This is a genomic window from Microtetraspora glauca, assembly GCF_040656155.1.
Classification (GTDB): Bacteria; Actinomycetota; Actinomycetes; order Streptosporangiales; family Streptosporangiaceae; genus Microtetraspora; species Microtetraspora glauca.
The window spans coordinates 1-17,922 of record NZ_JBFALK010000023.1; the positions used below are offsets into that span (position 1 = coordinate 1).

Genomic DNA, 17,922 nt, shown 5'->3' on the forward strand with positions numbered 1-17,922 from the left:
CACACCCGAAAGCGCAGGATAGGACGGGGTTGTGCATCATGCACTGGCTTTTAGCACACTGTTGAGTTCTCAAGAAACGGACGCGACCACCATCAAGGCCAGCCATGACGGCCGATCCCTCAGGGGCATCGATCTCGCTTTGTTCTCATCCCGAGAGCTCCTGCCGATCACCGGCTGGAACCCACCATGGGATCCGATCCCCGTTCTCCGGGGCAACCGTTCCAGACTACCTCACCGTCCGCTCCTTGTCCAACCAGCCTGGCGGGCTGAGATCTGGACACGTTACGAACCGGCCGGATGCGGCTCGAGAGCCGGACCCCTGTGGCGTGTCGGAAGTGGCTGGCCCGTGAAGACCCGTCCGCCTCGCGGCGTCCCGGTCTCTCGGGGCGATGAGAACATTAGGCAACACCCGGCCTATCGTCAAATCCGTCCGATTTCGGCTAAACCGCAGGTCAGAGGCTTGATCGGACGTTGCGCGGCGGCTCCGCCACCAGACTGTTACCACCGTCACAGCCACTTTTGACCCGTCAGACGGCCGTCACCGCCCGCGTGCGGCTCGCGTCTTGCCGGTCGCGCCCGGCCCGCAAACGCCGTACGGCACGGCCTCGGGCCGGGACCCGTGAAGCCGTGCCGTACGAAATGAGATGGAACCGAGACGAGGTCAGGCGACCTCGACGCCGCCGACGGTGCGCTTGCCGCGGCGGAGCACGAGGAACCGGCCGTGCAGCAGGTCCTCCTGGGCCGGCGTGTACTCCTCATCCGTGATCTTCACGTTGTTGAGGTACGCCCCGCCCTCCTTGACGGCACGCCGGGCGGCCGACTTCGACTCGACCAGGCCGCTCTCGGCGAGCAGGTCGACGTACGTCATCCCGAGCGCGGGAACCGTCGCCTTGGGCACCTCGGCCAGCGCGGAGTCGAGGGTCCTGGCGTCGAGCTCCTCCAGCGATCCTTGACCGAACAGGGCGCGCGACGCGGCGATCACCCTCGCGAGCTCGGCCTCGCCGTGGACCATGGTCGTCAGGTCCTCTGCGAGCGCTCGTTGCCCGGCACGCGCGGCCGGACGCTCGGCGACGTCCTTCTCCAGCTCGGCGATCTCCTCGCGGGTCCGGAAGGTGAAGACCTTCAGGAACCGCACGATGTCCCGGTCGTCGGCGTTCAGCCAGTACTGGTAGAACGCGTACGGCGAGGTGAGCGCCGGATCGAGCCAGACGGCGCCTCCGGCGGTCTTGCCGAACTTCGTGCCGTCGGCCTTGGTGATCAGCTTGCCGGTGAGCGCGTGGACGTGGGCGCTCTCGACGCGGCGGATCAGGTCCACCCCCGCCGTGATGTTGCCCCACTGGTCGCTGCCGCCGAGCTGGAGCGTGCACCCGTGCCGGCGGTAGAGCTCCAGGTAGTCGTTGGCCTGGAGGATTTGGTAACTGAACTCGGTGTAGCTGAGCCCCTCACCGCCGAGCCGCGCGGACACGGACTCGCGGGCCAGCATGCGGTTCACCGGGAAGTGCTTTCCGACGTCGCGCAGGAAGTCGATCGCGGACAGCTTCGCGGTCCAGTCGAGGTTGCTGACCATCGTCGCGGACGTCGGCCCCTCGTCGAAGGAGAGGAAGTTCTCCACCTGGCCGCGGATGCGGCTCACCCAGTCGGCGACGATCTCCGAGGAGTTCAGTGAGCGCTCGGTGCTGCGGCCGCTGGGGTCGCCGATGAGCCCTGTGGCGCCGCCGACCAGCGCGATCGGCCGGTGCCCCGCCCGCTGGAACCGGGTGAGGATCAGCAGGGTGGCGAGGTTTCCGACATGGATGGACGGCGCGGTCGGGTCGAAGCCCGCATAGACCGTGATCGGACCCTCGGCCAGTGCCTTGCGCAGCGCGTCGGCATCGGTGGTCTGCGCGATGACATCGCGCCATTCGAGCTCATCGAGGATGTCGGTCACGATCCTGGCTTTCGGTTCGATGGATGTACGGCTTTCGCCCCCGTACAAGCCTGCCTGATCACAAAACCCTATCGCCACTCGATACGTGGCCGGTCCTGGCGAGCCAGGAGGTCACGTGCTCCTGAGCCTCACGGGGACGGGGCGCCGACCGGCTTCCTGCCCGGGGTGTCCCGGCCGCCCGGAGGTGGCGAACCATCGCCGGGTTCCGCGACCACGGCGGGGCGTCGCCGGAAGAATGGCGTCATGGAAATCTGGATCAACCCGGCCTGCTCCAAGTGCCGCTCCGCGTTGTCCCTTCTGGACGAAGAGGGCGCTCAGTACACGATCCGCCACTATCTGGAGGAGCCGCCGACCGTACGGGAACTCGAGGAGATGCTCCGGCGCCTCGGCCTGGAGCCCTGGGACATCGCCCGCGTCGGTGAGCCCGTTGCGGCGGAACTCGGCATGGCCTCGTGGCCGTGCGACGAGCGGAACCGCGGCCGGTGGGTCGAGGCGATGGCCGCCCATCCGGTGCTGATCCAGCGGCCGATCATCACCGCGGACGACGGGACGGCGGTCGTCGGCCGATCCCCCGAATCGGTCCGATCGGTCCTGCCCCGGGCCGAGCACCCGGCCGGCGAGCCCTCCTGAACGTCGAGCCCTCCTGAACGTCGCCGCCCGATCAGCGCACGTCGGGCTGGGGTCCCCCGGTCCGGCCACGCCGGCGCGGTACGTGGGGACGGTAGGGCGAGACCGTGGGATCGCCGTCGATCCAGAATCGCCAGGGTGTCTCCGCTCCGGCGGAGACACCCGTGCGGGGCCCCGTCCTGATGAGCGCCGGATCGACGGCGACGCCGGAGAGGACCCGGATCGGCCCGTCGGCGCAGCAGTCGAGTCCGTTGTGCCGCCGTTCCAGATCGAGGGCGACGGCCAGTCGGGCCGGACCCCTGGCCAGGTCCCGGTCGGGGATGCTCCGGCGTCCGCCGGACCGGGTACGGCTCTCGCCCGCCTCAGCCCTGTCCACATCGGCCCTGTCCACATCGGCCCCGCCCGCATCGGCGCTGTCCACATCGGCGCTGTCCGCGCCGGAGGAATCGGAGACAGCGGAAGCGGCCGAAGTCTCGGAAGCAGACGAACGAGAGCGGGACGCGCCGATCGAGAGGCGGCGGCAGCGGGCGGAGTCGGCCCCCGCGATCACCTCGCCGGCCCGCAGGAGCACGGCCGAACCGCTGCCCTCCGGCAGGCAGACGAGATTGGCGCAGAAGTGCATGCCGTACGTGAAATAGACGTATAGGTGGCCGGGATGGCCGAACATCACGGCATTGCGGGGCGTCCGCCCGCGATAGGTGTGCGAGGCCGGGTCCCTGCCCGGCCCGCCGTACGCCTCGACCTCGGTGAGCCGTACGGCCACGGGGCCGTGCACGATCACCCGGCCGAGCAGGTCCGGTGCGACCAGGTGGGACGGCCGGTCGAAGAACTCACGGGGCAGCGCCGTCCCCGCGCCCGGTGCGAGATCGCCGGGCAGGACGATCTCGCGGGCGTCGCCCGGCGCGGAGTGCCGCCCGTGGAGGACCGGGCTCGGCGGCACGGCGCCGTCGGGTGCCACGCCGTCACGCGTGGCACCCCCGGGCATGGAGAGCCCGGAAGCCGGCGGACGGGAGCCGGTCTCCCGCGGAACCGGGCCGGAGGGCATGGTCAGCTTCCGCTCGCCCACGCCGCCTGGACGTCGACGGCCTCGCGCAGGGCGACGAGCTGGTCCATGACCCGGTCGGGAGCGGTGCCGCCGTAGGCCTTGCGGGCCGCGAGGGCGCCGGCCACGTTCAGCACGTCCCTGACATCCGGCGTGAAGTGCGGCGAGACCTTGGCCAGCTCGTCGTCGGTGAGCTCGCCGAGGTCCTTGTCGTTGACCTGGCACCAGACGACCAGGTGGCCGACGGCCTCGTGCGCGTCACGGAAGGCCACACCCTTGCGGACCAGCAGCTCCGCCAGGTCCGTCGCCAGCGCGAACCCGTCGGGGGCGCTCGACTCGAGCTTGGCCGTGTTGACCCGCATGGTGGACACCAGACCCGACACCGCGGGCAGGACCAGGAGCAGCGTGTCGACCGCGTCGAACACCGGCTCCTTGTCCTCCTGCAGGTCACGGTTGTAGGTGAGCGGCAGGCCCTTGAGCGTCGTCAGCATGGTCATGAGAGCGCCGATCAGCCGCCCGCTCTTGCCCCTGGCCAGCTCGGCGACGTCGGGGTTCTTCTTCTGCGGCATGATCGACGAGCCGGTGGAGTAGGCGTCGTCCATCTCGATCCAGCGGAACTCCTGCGAGGCCCACAGGACGATCTCCTCGCCCAGGCGGGACAGGTGCACGCCGATCATCGCCGCGCAGAACAGGAACTCGGCGGCGAAGTCGCGGTCGGCCACCGCGTCCATCGAGTTGGGCGCGGCGGCGTCGAAGCCCAGTTCGGCCGCGACCGCCGTCGGGTCGAGCGGCAGGGAGGACCCGGCGAGGGCGCCGGAGCCGAGCGGGGAGATCGCGGCGCGCCGATCCCAGTCGCGCAGCCGGTCGATGTCCCGCGTCAGCGGGTGCACGTGGGCGAGCAACTGGTGGCCGAACGACACCGGCTGGGCGTGCTGCAGGTGGGTCATGCCGGGAGCGGCGGTCGAGGCGTGCTCCTCGGCCTGGCTCATCAGCGCGGTCTCCAGCTCGACCAGGCGCGAGACGATCGTGCGGACGTGGTCGCGCAGATAGAGCCGCAGGTCGGTGGCCACCTGGTCGTTGCGGCTGCGGCCGGCCCGCAGCTTCCCTCCGAGCGTGCCGAGCCGTTCGAGCAGCCCGCGCTCAAGGGCGGTGTGCACGTCCTCGTCGGCGACCGTCGGCCGGAACTCGCCCGCCTTGCAGGCCCGCTCCAGGTCGTCGAGGGCGCCGAGCATGCGCTCGAGCTCCTCCTCAGTCAGCAAGCCGGCACGGTGCAGCACCCGGGCGTGCGCGCGCGAGGCCAGCAGGTCGTACGGCGCAAGCCGCCAGTCGAACTGCACGCTCACCGACAGGCGGGTGAGCGCGTCCGCCGGCCCTCCCTCGAACCTGCCGCCCCACAGCCGCATCGGCTTGTTGTCCGCCACCGTCGTTCTCCCTCCGAGTTTCATCCGCGACCTTAACCGACGTGCGCCCCGGCTCCGCACCAGAGCCGGGGCGCACGGCGAACCCTCTAGCCCTGGCGGGCGTCGCGGGCAGCCGCGATCTTGCTGGGCAGCGACCAGAGCTGGACGAAGCCCTTGGCCAGCGACTGGTCGAAGGCGTCGCCGGTGTCGTAGGTGGCCAGCGAGAAGTCGTACAGCGAGGCGTCGGAGCGCCGGCCGGTGACGACGGCGCGGCCGCCGTGCAGGACGAGCCGGATGTCACCGGACACGTGCTGCTGGGCGTCGGCGATGAACGCGTCGAGGGCGTTCTTGAGCGGCGAGAACCACAGGCCGTCGTAGACGAGCTCGCCCCACCGCTGGTCGACCGAGCGCTTGAACCGGGCGAGGTCGCGCTCGACGGTGACGTTCTCCAGTTCCATGTGCGCGGTGATCAGCGCGACGGCGCCGGGGGCCTCGTAGACCTCGCGGGACTTGATGCCGACGAGCCGGTCCTCCACCATGTCCAGCCGGCCGACGCCCTGCGCGCCCGCACGCCGGTTCAGCTCGGCGATGATCTCGAACGGCGACAGCGCCCGGCCGTCGAGGGCCACGGGAACACCCTTGACGAAGGTGACGACGACCTCGTCGGCCTCACGCGGCACGGTCGGGTCGGCGGTGTAGTCGTACACATCCTCGATGGGCGCGTTCCAGATGTCCTCGAGGAAGCCGGTCTCGACGGCGCGGCCCCAGAGGTTCTGGTCGATGGAGTAGGGCGACTTCTTGGTGACGTCGATCGGCAGGCCCTTCTCCTCGGCGAAGGCGATGGCCTTGTCGCGGGTCCAGGCGTAGTCACGCGCCGGGGCGATGACCTTGAGCTCCGGGTTCAGCGCGGCGAGGCCGGCCTCGAACCGCACCTGGTCGTTGCCCTTGCCCGTGCAGCCGTGCGAGACGTGGGTGCCGCCGAACTCCTTGGCCGCAGCGGCCAGGTGCTTGACGATCAGCGGCCGGGAGAGGGCGCTGACCAGCGGGTAGCGGTCCATGTAGAGCGCGTTCGCCTGGAGCGCGGGGACGCAGAAGTCCCGCGCGAACTCCTCGCGGGCGTCGACGACGACGGCCTCGACCGCGCCGCAGTCGAGCGCGCGCTTCCGGATGACCTCCATGTCCTCGCCGCCCTGGCCGACGTCGACCGCGACGGCGATGACCTCGGCGCCGGTCTTGTCGGCGAGGAACGGGATGGCCACGGAGGTGTCGAGGCCGCCCGAGAAGGCGAGTACGACCCTGTCACTCATGATCTTTCTCCAATTGCGTGGTCACGATTAATGTTTTCACAGGTCACAACGCCTACCGGCGCTTCTCTTCATGATCGCGGGCGGAGCGTCGCCCGACCCTGCCGCGCCGTACGGGCCGCTCTACGGACCGCTGTGCGGGCCGTGCGCGGTCGCGGCGGCGTCACCCGCGGCGGTCGGCCAGTTTCAGCAGGGCGGCCGCCAGAGCGTCTCCCCCCAGAGGGTCGCGGCTGATCACCAAGATCGTGTCGTCGCCCGCGACCGTGCCGAGGATCGACTCCCAGTCGGCGTGGTCGATGGCCGAGGCCAGGAACTGCGCCGCCCCCGGCGGAGTGCGCAGGATGACCAGGTTGGCCGACGCCTCCGCCGACACCAGGAGCTCCTCGGCGATCCCGCGAAGCCTGGCGTAGGGGTTCTCCCCCATGCCCGTCCGGTAAAGCGGGATCCGGCCGCCTCCCTCACCGGGCACCGCGTATACCAGTGTCCCATCGTCGGCCCGGAGCTTCAGCGCGCCCAGCTCGTCCAGGTCGCGCGAGAGCGTCCCCTGGGTCACCTCGACGCCGCCCTCGGCCAGCAGCCGGGACAGCTCGGGCTGGGACCGGATCTTGTTCCTGGTGAGCAGGTCGACGATCCTGGCGTGCCGCGCCGCCTTCGTGAGGGGGATGGTCACGACGCCCCCAGCTCCGACGAGCCTTCCCCCGCAGCCTGCCCGCTGCGCGTCACCAGCCAGTGCAGGAGCGCCTTCTGGGCGTGCAACCGGTTCTCGGCCTGGTCCCAGACGACACTCTGCGGGCCGTCGAGCACCTCGGCGGTGATCTCCAGCCCCCGGTAGGCGGGCAGGCAGTGCAGCACGATCGCGTCCGGAGCCGCCCGAGCGAGCAGGTCCGCCCCGAGCTGGTACGGCGTGAACGCCGCCACGCGTTCGTCCTTGCCCTCCTGGCCCATCGACACCCAGGTGTCCGTGGCGAGCACGTGCGCCCCGGCGACCGCCGCCGCCGGCTCGGTGATCGCCGCGACCGATCCGCCCGTGGTGGCGGCGATCTCGGCCGCCCGGTCGAGGATCACCGCGTCCGGCAGGTAGCCGGCCGGCGCCCCGATCCGTACGTGCATCCCGGCCGTCGCGCCACCCAGGAGGTAGGAGTGGGCCATGTTGTTCGCCCCGTCGCCCAGGTACGCCAGGGTGAGCCCCTTGAGCATGCCCTTGTGCTCGCGGATCGTCTGCAGGTCCGCCAGGATCTGGCACGGGTGGAACTCGTCCGTCAGCGCGTTGACCACGGGAACGGACGACGCCGACGCCATCGCGTCGACACGCTCCTGCCCGGAGGTCCGCCACACGATGGCCCCCACCTGGCGCTCCAGGACGCGGGCGGTGTCCTCGATCGGCTCGCCCCGCCCCATCTGGGACGAGCCGCCGTCGATGACCAGCGGCAGGCCGCCGAGCTCGCCGACGCCGACCGCGAACGACACCCGGGTACGGGTGGACGGCTTGTCGAACAGCACCGCCACCGTGCGCGGCCCCGCGAAGGGCCGGTAGCCGTAGCGGTCCTTCTTCATCGCGTCGGCCAGGTCGAGCACCTGCGCCTGCTCCTCGGGCGTCAGGTCGTCGTCCCGCAGGAAGTGCCTGACCCGCGCCGGGTCCACGCCCTGGTTCACCCGCGCGTCCTCGGCAGGTCCGTGACTAGTCATTGGCGGCCTCCAGGATGCCGGGAAGCGCGTCCACGAAGGACCGCACCTCGGTCGATGTGACGACGAGTGGGGGCGCGAGCCGTACGGCGTCGGGCTGCAGCGCGTTGACCAGGAAGCCGGCCTCCTGCGCCGCCGCCTGGACCCGCGCCGACCGGTCCGCGGTGAGCACGGCGGCCAGCCACAGGCCGCGGCCGCGCACGCCCTTGAGCAGCGGGTGCCTGATCGCGGCGATCCCGTCCCGCAGTTCCTGTCCGACGGCCCTGACGTGCGCCAGCAGGTCCTCGCGCTCGATGGTGTCCAGTACGGCGAGGGCCGCGGCGCACGAGACGGGGTTGCCGCCGAACGTGGAGCCGTGGTCGCCCTTGTCGAAGATCGTGCCGGCCGCGCCGATGCCCACGCAGGCGCCGATCGGCATGCCGCCGCCGAGGCCCTTGGCCAGGGTCAGCAGGTCGGGGAGCACGCCGTCCGCCTGGTGCGCGAACCAGTGACCGGTCCTGCCGATCGCCGACTGGATCTCGTCGGCCACCAGGAGCGCGCCGGTCGCGGAGCAGATCTCCCTGGCGGCTCTGAGGTATCCGTCGGGCGGCGGCACGACGCCGGCCTCGCCCTGGGTCGGCTCAAGGAAGACCGCCGCGCAGTCGCCGGTCACCGCGTTCTTCAGCGCGTCGGCGTCGCCGTACGGGACGAACCTGACGTCGATCGGGAACGGGCCGAACTGGTCGCGGATCGACGGCTTGCCGGTCAGCGACAGGGCGCCGAGCGTGCGGCCGTGGAAGCCCATCTCCGCCGCGACGAAGTAGCTCCGGCCGTTGGCCTTGCCGTACTTGATGGCCAGCTTGAGCGCCGCCTCGTTGGCCTCGGTGCCCGAATTGGCCAGAAAGACCCTGGCGGGCGCGCCCAGCAGGCCGCCCAGCCGCTCGGCGAGCAGGACCTCGGGCTCGTGCAGGAACAGGTTCGAGGTGTGCGCCAGCGTCGCCACCTGCCGGGACACCGCCTCCACCAGCGCCGGGTGCGCATGCCCCAGGGAACTGACCGCGATGCCGCCGATGAAGTCGAGATAGCGCCTGCCGTCGACGTCCCACACGGCGCTGCCCTCGCCGCGCGCCAGCGCGACCGGCGGCACGCCGTAGTTCGGCATGAACGCCGCCTCGAAGCGCTTCCTGAGCGCCTCTCCGGCCGGGGTCCGGTCCGGATTCGTCGCCTCGCTCACGCGTCCCCCTTGATCGGAATGGTGACCTGCATGCGCCGCCCCACCAGTGCGGACACGGGCTGAGCGGGGGTGGAGTCGGGCAGGACCATGGTGCCGATGCCCTCGTCCGTGAAGATCTCCAGCAGCACGGAGTGCGGAACCCGGCCGTCGAGCACGTGCGCCTGCGGGACGCCGCCCCGCACCGCCGTCAGGCACGCCTCCATCTTCGGGACCATGCCGCTCGACAGCGACGGCAGCAGCTCGGCCAGCTCGGACGCGGCGATCCTGCTGACGACCTCGCCGCTGTTCGGCCAGTCGGCGTACAGACCCTCGACGTCGGTGAGCACGACCAGCTTGGACGCGCCCAGCGCGACCGCGAGCGCGGCGGCGGCGGTGTCGGCGTTGACGTTGTAGATCTCGCCGTCCTCGCCGCGCGCGATCGACGACACCACGGGGATCCGCCCGTCGTCCAGCAGGGCCTGTACGGCTCCCGCCTCGACCCCGACGATCTCGCCGACCTGGCCGATGTCGACGGCGACCCCGTCCACGAGGGCGTGCTTGCGCTCCGCGGTGAACAGGTGGGCGTCCTCGCCCGACATGCCGACCGCGAACGGTCCGTGCCGGTTGATCAGGCCGACCACGTCGCGGTTGACCTGGCCGACCAGGACCATCCGGACCACCTGCATGGCCTCGGGCGTGGTCACCCGCAGGCCCGAGACGAAGTGGCTCTCGATCCCCAGCAGGTCGAGGTGCCGCTGGATCTGCGGGCCTCCGCCGTGCACGATCACCGGCCTGAGCCCGGCGTACCTGAGGAAGACCACGTCGTCGGCGAACTTCTCGCGCAGGTGCTCCTCGGTCATCGCGTTGCCGCCGTACTTGATGACGACGGTCGCGCCGTGGAACCGCGCCATCCAGGGCAGCGCCTCGATGAGCGTGTGCGCCTTGTCGAGCGCGCCGTTCAGCCGGGGCGTCATGACGAGTACGCCGAGTTCTCGTGGACGTAGGCCGCGGTGAGGTCGGTGGTGTGGATCGTCGCCGAATGCGGCCCCGCGGACAGGTCGATCGTGATCGTCACGTCGCGGGGGCGCAGGTCGACCTTGGACCTGTCGTCGCCCACCGCGCCGCCGCGGCAGATCCAGATGCCGTTGATGGCCACGTTGAGCCGGTCGGCGTCGAAGACGGCGTCGGTCGTGCCGACTGCGGACAGCACCCGGCCCCAGTTGGGGTCCTCGCCGTGGATCGCGCACTTGAGCAGGTTGTTCCTGGCCACCGCCCGGCCGACCGTCACGGCGTCCTCGACGCCGACCGCGCCCACGACCTCGATCGCGATCGCCTTGGACGCGCCCTCGGCGTCGACCAGGAGCTGCCGGGTGAGGTCGGCGCAGACCGTGGTGACGACCTTCTCGAACTCGGCGAGGTCGGGCCGCACCCCGGACGCGCCGCTGGCCAGCAGCAGCACGGTGTCGTTGGTGGACATGCAGCCGTCGGCGTCCAGCCGGTCGAAGGTGACGGCGGTCGCCTTGCGCAGCACCGCGTCCAGCTCCTCCGAGGTGACCTCGGCGTCGGTGGTGATGACGCACAGCATGGTGGCCAGCGACGGCGCGAGCATGCCCGCTCCCTTGGCCATGCCGCCCACCATGTAACCGCCCTCGCCCCTGCGGAAGGCGATCTTGCTGACCGAGTCGGTGGTCCTGATCGCGTCGGCGGCGGCCAGGCCGCCGTCCCGCGAGAGCTGGGACACGGCCGTGTCGACCCCGCCGAGCAGCGCGTCCATCGGGAGCCGCTCGCCGATCAGCCCGGTCGAGCAGACGGCGATCTCACCCGCCGAGTCCTCCAGCGCCCCGGCGACCTTCTCGGCCGTGGCGTGCGTGTCCTGGAAGCCGAGCGGTCCGGTGCAGGCGTTGGCGCCGCCGGAGTTGAGGATCACCGCCTTGACCCGGCCGCCGGCCAGCACCTGCGCCGACCACAGCACCGGCGCGGCCTTGACCCTGTTGGCGGTGAAGACACCCGCGGCCGCGCGCGACGGCCCGTCGTTGACGACGAGCGCGAGGTCGCGCGCGCCGCTCGCCTTGATGCCCGCGACGACGCCCGCCGCCCGGAACCCGAGTGGAGCCGTGACGCTCATACACCCTCCTCGCCTCGCGGCGCGGGGCCGCACTCGCATGTCATGTGTGGATCGGTTCGCTGGTCGTGCCGTCGCCGGATCACGGGGCGAGCCCGTTCAGGGGGAGGCCGAGCTCCTCGGGAAGGCCGAGGGCCAGGTTGACGCTCTGGACGGCGCCGCCCGCCGTGCCCTTGGTGAGGTTGTCGATGGCGGCGACGGCGACGACCCGCCCGGCGCGCTCGTCGAGGGCGACCTGCAGGACGGCGGTGTTGGCTCCGGCCGTCATCGCGGTCGCCGGCCAGGTCCCCTCGGGCAGCAGGTGGAGGAACGGCTCGTCCTTCACCGCCGTCTCGTACGCCTCCCGGAGCGCGGCGGCGGTGAGGCCGGGGGCGGCCGGTGCCGTACAGGTGGCCAGGATGCCGCGGCTCATCGGGGCGAGCGTCGGGGTGAAGGAGACCCGGACGGGCCCTCCCGCGACCTTCGCCAGGTTCTGCTCCATCTCGGGGGTGTGCCGGTGGACGCCGCCCACGCCGTACGCGCTGACGGAGCCGATGACCTCGCTGCCGAGAAGGTGGGACTTGGGCGCCCTGCCCGCGCCCGAGGTGCCGCTGGCGGCGACCACGACCACGTCGGGCTCGACGAGCCCGGCGGCGAAGGCCGGGAACAGGGCCAGCGTCACCGAGGTGGGGTAGCAGCCGGGGACCGCGATCCTGCGGGCCTCGCGCAGCACCTCGCGCTGGCCGGGCAGCTCGGGCAGGCCGTACGGCCAGGTGCCCGCGTGCGTGCCTCCGTAGAAATGGGTCCAGTCCTCGGCGCTCTCCAGCCGGAAGTCGGCGCCGCAGTCGACCACGACCGTGCCCTCGCCGAGCTGGGCGGCGATGGCGGCGGACTGGCCGTGCGGGAGCGCGAGGAACACGACGTCATGACCGGCCAGCGCCTCGGCGGTGGTGTCCTGGATGACGCGGTCCGCCAGGGCGGGGAGGTGGGGCTGGTGCTCGCCGAGGCGCGTCCCCGCGCTGGATCCGGCGGTCAGCGCACCGATCTCGAAGGACGGGTGACCGAGCAGCAGCCGGAGCAGCTCGCCTCCCGCGTAGCCGCTCGCTCCCGCAATCGCCGCCCTCATCGGCCCCCCTGCATGTTCATGCGAATATGCTCATTCTCTTGCTCTAGAAGAGTATGCATCCGTCAGCATGATCATGCAAATCGACACGCGCACGAACACACGCGGCGGATCTTTGCGTTCGCATCCCTGGCCTACGTACCTACCGGTCGGTATCGTGACTTTTCCGGTTACCAACGCGGCTTGGAGTGCACTCCATGGCTATCACGCATGCCCAGGTACAGGCCCAGCTCACCGCGCCCGGCCAGCTCTTCGAGATGGAGGAGGTGGAGGTCGGCGGAACGACGATCCGCGCGTGGAAGCACGCCCCCAAGACCTTCCGGGATCTGCTGGAGATCAGCCGTTTCCACGGGGAGAACGTCTTCCTCATCTATGAGGACGAGCGGATCAGCTACGAGGAGCACTTCCGCCGCGCGGCCACCCTGGCCCGGCGTCTGGTCGACGACTACGGCGTGCGCAAGGGCGACCGGGTCGCCCTCGCGATGCGGAACTACCCCGAATGGGTCGTGTCGTTCTCCGCGATCCTGGCCGCCGGGGCGGTGGCCGTACCGCTGAACGCTTGGTGGACCGGCCAGGAGCTCGCGTACGGCCTGACCGACTCGGGGGCCCGGCTGCTGATCGCCGACGCCGAGCGGGCCGAGCGGCTGAAGGACGAGGAGGCCGCCCAGGTACCGATGATCGTCGCCCGAGGTCCGGGGGCGAACCTCGACGAGGTCATGGGAGAGGTGCGGGCCGACGTGACCCTCCCCCCGGTCGAGCTCGGCCCCGACGACCCCGCGACGATCTTCTACACCTCCGGGACCACCGGCCGCCCCAAGGGCGCGCTCGGCACCCACCGCAACCTCGGCCAGGCCCCCATGACCGTCGCGTACGCGATGATGCGCGCCACCGCGCTGGCCGGCAAGGACCCGGCGGAGGCCGCCTCGGTCCGGCGCGTAACACTCCTCGCCGTTCCGCTCTTCCACGTGACCGGCTGCTTCGCCGTGCTGATCACCACCATCTTCAGCGGCGGCGGGCTCGCCCTGATGTACAAGTGGGACCCCGAGCGGGCGCTCCAGACGATCGAGCGCGAGAAGGTCACCGTCCTGACCGGCGTGCCGACCAACGCCTGGCAGCTGCTGTCCCACCCCGCGTTCGGCCGGTACGACATCTCCTCCCTGACCTCCATCTCGTACGGCGGCGCGCCGGCACCCCCCAGGCTGCTGGAGCGGATCACCGAGCTGCTGCCCGACCGGACGCCGTCCAACGGGTACGGCATGACCGAGACGACGGCGCTGGCCATCTACAACGCGGGCAAGGACTACGCCGCGAGGCCGGACAGCATCGGGCTCCCGCTGGCCGTCACGGACGTGAGGATCTGCGATCCCCTCGGCGACGAGCTCCCCACCGGCGAGGTCGGCGAGCTGTGCATGCGCGGCCCCATCGTGATCAGCGGCTACTGGAACCGGCCGGAGGCGACCGCCGAGACCTTCGTGAACGGCTGGCTGCACACCGGCGACCTCGCCCGCGTGGACGAGGAAGGCTTCGTCTACATCGTCGACCGGGCCAAGGACATGGTGATCCGCGGCGGCGAGAACGTCTACTGCGCCGAGGTCGAGGCTGCCCTGTTCGAGCATCCGGGGGTCGACGACGCCGCCGTAATCGGCATACCGCACGACGAGCTGGGCGAGGAGGTGGGCGCCGTCGTGCGCCGCGCGCCCGGATCGGATGTCTCGGCGGCGGAGCTCCAGGACTTCCTGCGCGGCCGCGTCGCCGCGTTCAAGGTGCCGGGGACGTTCTGGTTCCTCGACGAGGAACTGCCCCGGAACCCGGGAGGCAAGATCCTCAAGACCGTGCTGCGGCGGCGGGTGCTCGCCTCCTGAGACTCCTGAGACTGCTGAGACTCCTGACACTGCTGAGACTCCTGACACTGCTGAGACTCCTGACACTGCTGAGACTCCTGAATCGAGAGTCCAGTTGCGACCGCCGCGGAGGTCGCCTGCGCGGTTCGTAACGAGCCGGATTACCTTCCGGGTAATCGACCGGGAACACGACGTCGTGGGACCTTTCCCGTGTCAGAGACGACACGAACGAAACCTAAGGAGTCCCGATGACCGACTTCCGCGCCCTGGTCGACCGTTACATCGCCGCCTGGAACGAGACCGATGCCGCGGCCCGGGCCAAGGCCGTGGCCGATCTCTGGACCGAGGACGGCACCTACACCGACCCGCTGGCGGCGGTCCGGGGCCACGAGGCCATCGCGGCGGTGATCGCGGGAGCCCAGGAGATGTTCCCCGGCTTCGTCTTCACCCCGGGCGAGGTCCTCGACGGCCACCACGACATCGTGCGGTTCACCTGGAACCTGGCTCCCGAGGGCGCCGCCGAGCCGGTCGTGGTCGGCTTCGACGTGGCCGCGCTTGACGACGCCGGGCGCATCCGCGACGTCCACGGATTCCTGGACAGGGTGCCCGCCATGTGAGCGGGGCCAGGTCCCCCGGAGCGCCGCGTCCGGGGGCCCTGGCCCCCGTCTCGGCGGGTGAAAACCGATTGCCCGGCGGGGCCGCGATCAGCGATGATGCCGCTCCGTGTCAGAACGTTCCGATCGATCGCTCCTGGCGCTGGCCCGCCGGATGCGCGTCGACGTCAGCCCGCTGCGCGAGTCTCGCGACTTCCGCCTCCTGCTCGGCTCGGGCATGATCACCCTGGTCGGCACCGTCTTCACCATGGTGGCCGTGCCGTACCAGGTGAAGCAGCTCACCGGGTCACCCGTCGCGGTCGGCCTGGTCAGTCTGGCCGAGTTCGTGCCCATGGTGGTGTGCGGGCTGTGGGGCGGCGCCATCGCGGACGCGCTCGACCGGCGCAAGATCGTGATCTACTCCGAGGTCGGGCTCTGCGTCACCACCGCCATCCTGCTGGTCAACGCCCTGCTGCCCGAGCCGCGGGTCTGGGTGCTCTACGTGGCGGGCGCCCTGTCCGCCGGGTTCGGCAGCGTACGCGGGCCGAGCGAGCAGGCGATGGTCAACCGCGTGCTCAAGCTCGACCAGATGACCGCCGCGTTCGCCCTCCAGGGGCTGGTGCGCAACAGCGCCATCATCGTCGGTCCGGCCGTGGGAGGCGTGGTGGTCATCTCACTCGGCCCGGCCGCGTCGTACGGCGTCGACGTGGTCTCGTTCCTCATCTCCCTGGCTCTGCTGGTCCGGGTGCGCCCCGTACCGCGGCCGGAGGAGGCGACCCCCGCCTCGCTGCGCTCCCTGGTCGAGGGCGTCCGCTACGCCGGGAAGCGTCCCGACCTGATGGGCACCTATCTCGTCGACATCGCCGCCATGGCGTTCGCCAGTTCCAACGCGCTGTTCCCGTTCCTCGCCGACGACCTGGGGGCGCCGCAGGCCCTCGGCCTGCTGTACGCCGCCGGAGGCGTCGGGTCGGTGATCGCCTCGCTCACGTCGGGATGGACCTCCCACGTGCGTCGGCACGGCCTCGCCGTGATCGTGTCGGCCACCTTGTGGGGCGTCTCGGTGGCGATCGCCGCGCTCATGCCGAACGTCTGGCTGGTCTTCCTGTTCCTCGCCGTCGCCGGCGGCGCCGACATGGTGAGCGGCCTCTTCCGGGGCACGATCTGGAACCAGACCATCCCGGACGAGTACCGGGGCCGCCTGGCCGGCATCGAGCTGCTCTCCTACTCCACCGGCCCGATGCTCGGCGACGTACGCGCGGGGCTCATGGCCGGGTGGGGCGGCGCCCGCTTCTCCCTGGGCGCGGGCGGTCTGCTCTGCATGGGGGCGGTGGCCCTGATGGCGGCCGTGCTGCCCCGGTTCCGGAGCTACGACGCCCGCACCGACGAGTACGCCCTCGCCGAGCGTGCCCGCCGCGCCGAACAGCCCAGCACCGCCTGACCGTGAGGCCGAGCGGGGCGCCTCCTCAGGTCACGAGGCGCAGGACGACGATGTCCTCCCGGTCGAAGACCAGCTGGTAGCCGTCCCGGACGTAGTCGTCGATCACACCGCGGAGATCCTGGCCCGCCGAGGCGATGATCCACGGCGTCCTCCGGTGGCGATAGTCCCACCACAGGACCGTGTCGCGGCCGGACAGATGGGGGCCGAAGTCGTTGCTCGCCTCCACCACCACGCCCTCCGGGATCAGCGCGAGCGCCTCGTGCCGCGCCGCCGCCCGCGCGTCCGGCGCGTAGAAGTCCGGACGGAGGAGCTCGTTGAACGGCCGGTGCGGCACCAGGGTCAGCGCGACGGCGCAGATCGCCACGGCCCACAGGAGGCCGAGCCGTTCCGGCTCCCGGGCCCGCCCGGTCCGGCGGAGCCATCTGATCAGGCGGGCCGTACCGTCCACCCCGGCCAGGAAGAGGATCGCGACGGTGAAGGCGTCGTAGTGCCAGGCGGTGGACCACCAGTTCGGCGCGTCGGCGAGCATCCGCTCGGCGATGTGCGGGAGCGCCGCCAGCGCGATCGGCGACAGGAGGCAGAGGAACAGCGTCGGCCACAGCAGCAGGGCGGTCGTGTCGATCTTGGCCTGGTCTCCGACCAGGACGCCGAGGACCCGTAGCGGGTCGGTGACGGCCGTGCGGACCACCTCGGGAAGGTCCGCGCCCAGATGCGAGAAGTACCAGCGCTCGTCGGTCCGGCCGCCGGCCAGCGGGATCAGCACCTTGCGGATGAGTTCAAGCGCGGCCACGCCCGCGACCACGACGGCCGCGCCCAGGCGCCGCCGCCCGGTGACGAACAGCCACGCCCCGACGCCCATCACGATCAGTCCGGCGTCCTCCTTGGTCAGCAGCAGCCCGGCCAGCGCGAGGAGGCCCGGCAGCCGCTTCCCCGCGTGCAGGCGCTCGATCGCGGCGGCCGTCAGCACGGGGACGAAGGCCACCTCGTGGAACTCCACGCTGACGGTCTGCGCGATCGGCCAGGACAGCGCGTACGCGACCGCGACCAGATAGGCGGGCGCCGTGCCGAGCAGGCGGCGGGTGAACATCCACAGGAACGGGATGGCCAGCGCGAACAGCAGGGCCTGGGCGACGATCAGCGTGGCGGGACCGTCGTGCACCCAGTACAGCGGGGCGAGCACGGCCAGGATCGGCGAGAAGTGGTCGGCGAGCTGGAGGTAGTCCGTCCCCCGGTCCATGGTGACGCCCAGGAGGGGAATGGCCGGCGGCCGGAAGTGGGCGTAGCCCCGCACCGCCTGATCGAAGATCGTCAGATCGTACGTGCCGGTGCGGAAGGTGCGCAGCTTGGTCAGCCCGTGGAGGGAGTACACGCTCGCGGCCAGGGCGCAGGCGATCGCCACCATGACGGGATGGCGCGGCCATTCCCGGGGCGGCGGGATCGACGGGATCGCCCGGAACACCGGCAACCGCGAGAACGCCGACAGCACCGGCTTCCCCGGGATCGCGGAGTCCACTGGACGGTCGAGCGTGCGGATCCTCCAGGCCATGCCGGGAGATTACGGGCAAGTCTCGGCTGTCTGCCAGCCCCGGACCGGACAGGCCGCAGAACCTGCGGTGCCGGGCCGGGGCGGCTGAAACGTTCACGACGGGCG

The 17,922-nt window shown here is 71.2% G+C and carries 15 protein-coding genes; 4 read left to right on the forward strand and 11 right to left on the reverse strand.

Annotated features, from left to right (window positions below; translation table 11 throughout):
• Nucleotides 1-661 precede the first annotated feature (661 nt).
• Nucleotides 662-1,927 (reverse strand): tyrosine--tRNA ligase, encoded by a 1,266-nt coding sequence (gene tyrS / locus AB0I59_RS33615; protein ID WP_061257249.1) that lies wholly within the window; start codon nt 1,925-1,927, stop codon nt 662-664.
• 243 nt (nt 1,928-2,170) lie between these two features.
• Here tyrS and AB0I59_RS33620 point away from each other — a divergent pair, with 243 nt between their 5' ends.
• Nucleotides 2,171-2,557, forward strand: a complete 387-nt coding sequence (locus AB0I59_RS33620; RefSeq protein WP_061257248.1) for an arsenate reductase family protein — start codon at nt 2,171-2,173, stop codon at nt 2,555-2,557.
• 31 nt (nt 2,558-2,588) lie between these two features.
• Here AB0I59_RS33620 and AB0I59_RS33625 read toward each other — a convergent pair whose 3' ends face one another.
• The 9 genes from AB0I59_RS33625 to argC all read right to left on the reverse strand — a co-directional run bounded on the left by AB0I59_RS33625 (nt 2,589) and on the right by argC (nt 12,402).
• A complete protein-coding gene (locus AB0I59_RS33625) occupies nt 2,589-3,620 on the reverse strand; it encodes a DNA-3-methyladenine glycosylase (RefSeq protein WP_358139318.1) in 1,032 nt (343 codons plus the stop codon).
• Nucleotides 3,602-5,041, reverse strand: a complete 1,440-nt coding sequence (gene argH, locus AB0I59_RS33630; protein WP_358139321.1) for an argininosuccinate lyase — start codon at nt 5,039-5,041, stop codon at nt 3,602-3,604. Before argH ends, AB0I59_RS33625 begins: the two co-directional genes overlap by 19 nt.
• Before the next feature lie 62 nt (nt 5,042-5,103).
• On the reverse strand, nt 5,104-6,303 hold the full coding sequence (locus tag AB0I59_RS33635) for an argininosuccinate synthase (RefSeq protein WP_358139324.1): 1,200 nt from the start codon (nt 6,301-6,303) through the stop codon (nt 5,104-5,106).
• Nucleotides 6,304-6,463: 160 nt separating this feature from the next.
• Nucleotides 6,464-6,970 (reverse strand): arginine repressor, encoded by a 507-nt coding sequence (locus tag AB0I59_RS33640; protein WP_061257245.1) that lies wholly within the window; start codon nt 6,968-6,970, stop codon nt 6,464-6,466.
• Nucleotides 6,967-7,986: an ornithine carbamoyltransferase gene (gene argF, locus AB0I59_RS33645; RefSeq protein ID WP_358139328.1), complete on the reverse strand. Its 1,020-nt coding sequence runs from the start codon at nt 7,984-7,986 to the stop codon at nt 6,967-6,969. The genes AB0I59_RS33640 and argF overlap by 4 nt, the downstream gene beginning before the upstream one ends.
• Nucleotides 7,979-9,124, reverse strand: a complete 1,146-nt coding sequence (locus tag AB0I59_RS33650; protein ID WP_358139531.1) for an acetylornithine transaminase — start codon at nt 9,122-9,124, stop codon at nt 7,979-7,981. Before AB0I59_RS33650 ends, argF begins: the two co-directional genes overlap by 8 nt.
• 68 nt (nt 9,125-9,192) lie before the next feature.
• Nucleotides 9,193-10,149: an acetylglutamate kinase gene (argB, locus tag AB0I59_RS33655; RefSeq protein WP_358139330.1), complete on the reverse strand. Its 957-nt coding sequence runs from the start codon at nt 10,147-10,149 to the stop codon at nt 9,193-9,195.
• Nucleotides 10,146-11,300, reverse strand: a complete 1,155-nt coding sequence (argJ, locus tag AB0I59_RS33660) for a bifunctional glutamate N-acetyltransferase/amino-acid acetyltransferase ArgJ (protein ID WP_358139333.1) — start codon at nt 11,298-11,300, stop codon at nt 10,146-10,148. The genes argB and argJ overlap by 4 nt, the downstream gene beginning before the upstream one ends.
• Before the next feature lie 79 nt (nt 11,301-11,379).
• Nucleotides 11,380-12,402, reverse strand: a complete 1,023-nt coding sequence (gene argC / locus AB0I59_RS33665) for an N-acetyl-gamma-glutamyl-phosphate reductase (RefSeq protein ID WP_061257242.1) — start codon at nt 12,400-12,402, stop codon at nt 11,380-11,382.
• A 194-nt stretch (nt 12,403-12,596) separates the two neighbouring features.
• On the opposite strand from argC, the gene AB0I59_RS33670 reads away from it, so the two are divergent.
• The 3 genes from AB0I59_RS33670 to AB0I59_RS33680 all read left to right on the forward strand — a co-directional run bounded on the left by AB0I59_RS33670 (nt 12,597) and on the right by AB0I59_RS33680 (nt 16,271).
• A complete protein-coding gene (locus AB0I59_RS33670) occupies nt 12,597-14,261 on the forward strand; it encodes a class I adenylate-forming enzyme family protein (RefSeq protein ID WP_358139337.1) in 1,665 nt (554 codons plus the stop codon).
• 227 nt (nt 14,262-14,488) lie between these two features.
• Nucleotides 14,489-14,857 carry a nuclear transport factor 2 family protein gene (locus tag AB0I59_RS33675; RefSeq protein WP_061257240.1) on the forward strand — a complete coding sequence of 123 codons (369 nt, stop codon included), beginning with the start codon at nt 14,489-14,491 and terminating at the stop codon, nt 14,855-14,857.
• Between the two features lie 106 nt (nt 14,858-14,963).
• Nucleotides 14,964-16,271: an MFS transporter gene (locus tag AB0I59_RS33680; protein WP_358139340.1), complete on the forward strand. Its 1,308-nt coding sequence runs from the start codon at nt 14,964-14,966 to the stop codon at nt 16,269-16,271.
• A 25-nt stretch (nt 16,272-16,296) separates the two neighbouring features.
• On the opposite strand, the gene AB0I59_RS33685 is transcribed toward AB0I59_RS33680, so the two are convergent.
• Nucleotides 16,297-17,817 carry a DUF2079 domain-containing protein gene (locus AB0I59_RS33685; RefSeq protein ID WP_358139343.1) on the reverse strand — a complete coding sequence of 507 codons (1,521 nt, stop codon included), beginning with the start codon at nt 17,815-17,817 and terminating at the stop codon, nt 16,297-16,299.
• Nucleotides 17,818-17,922 lie beyond the last annotated feature (105 nt).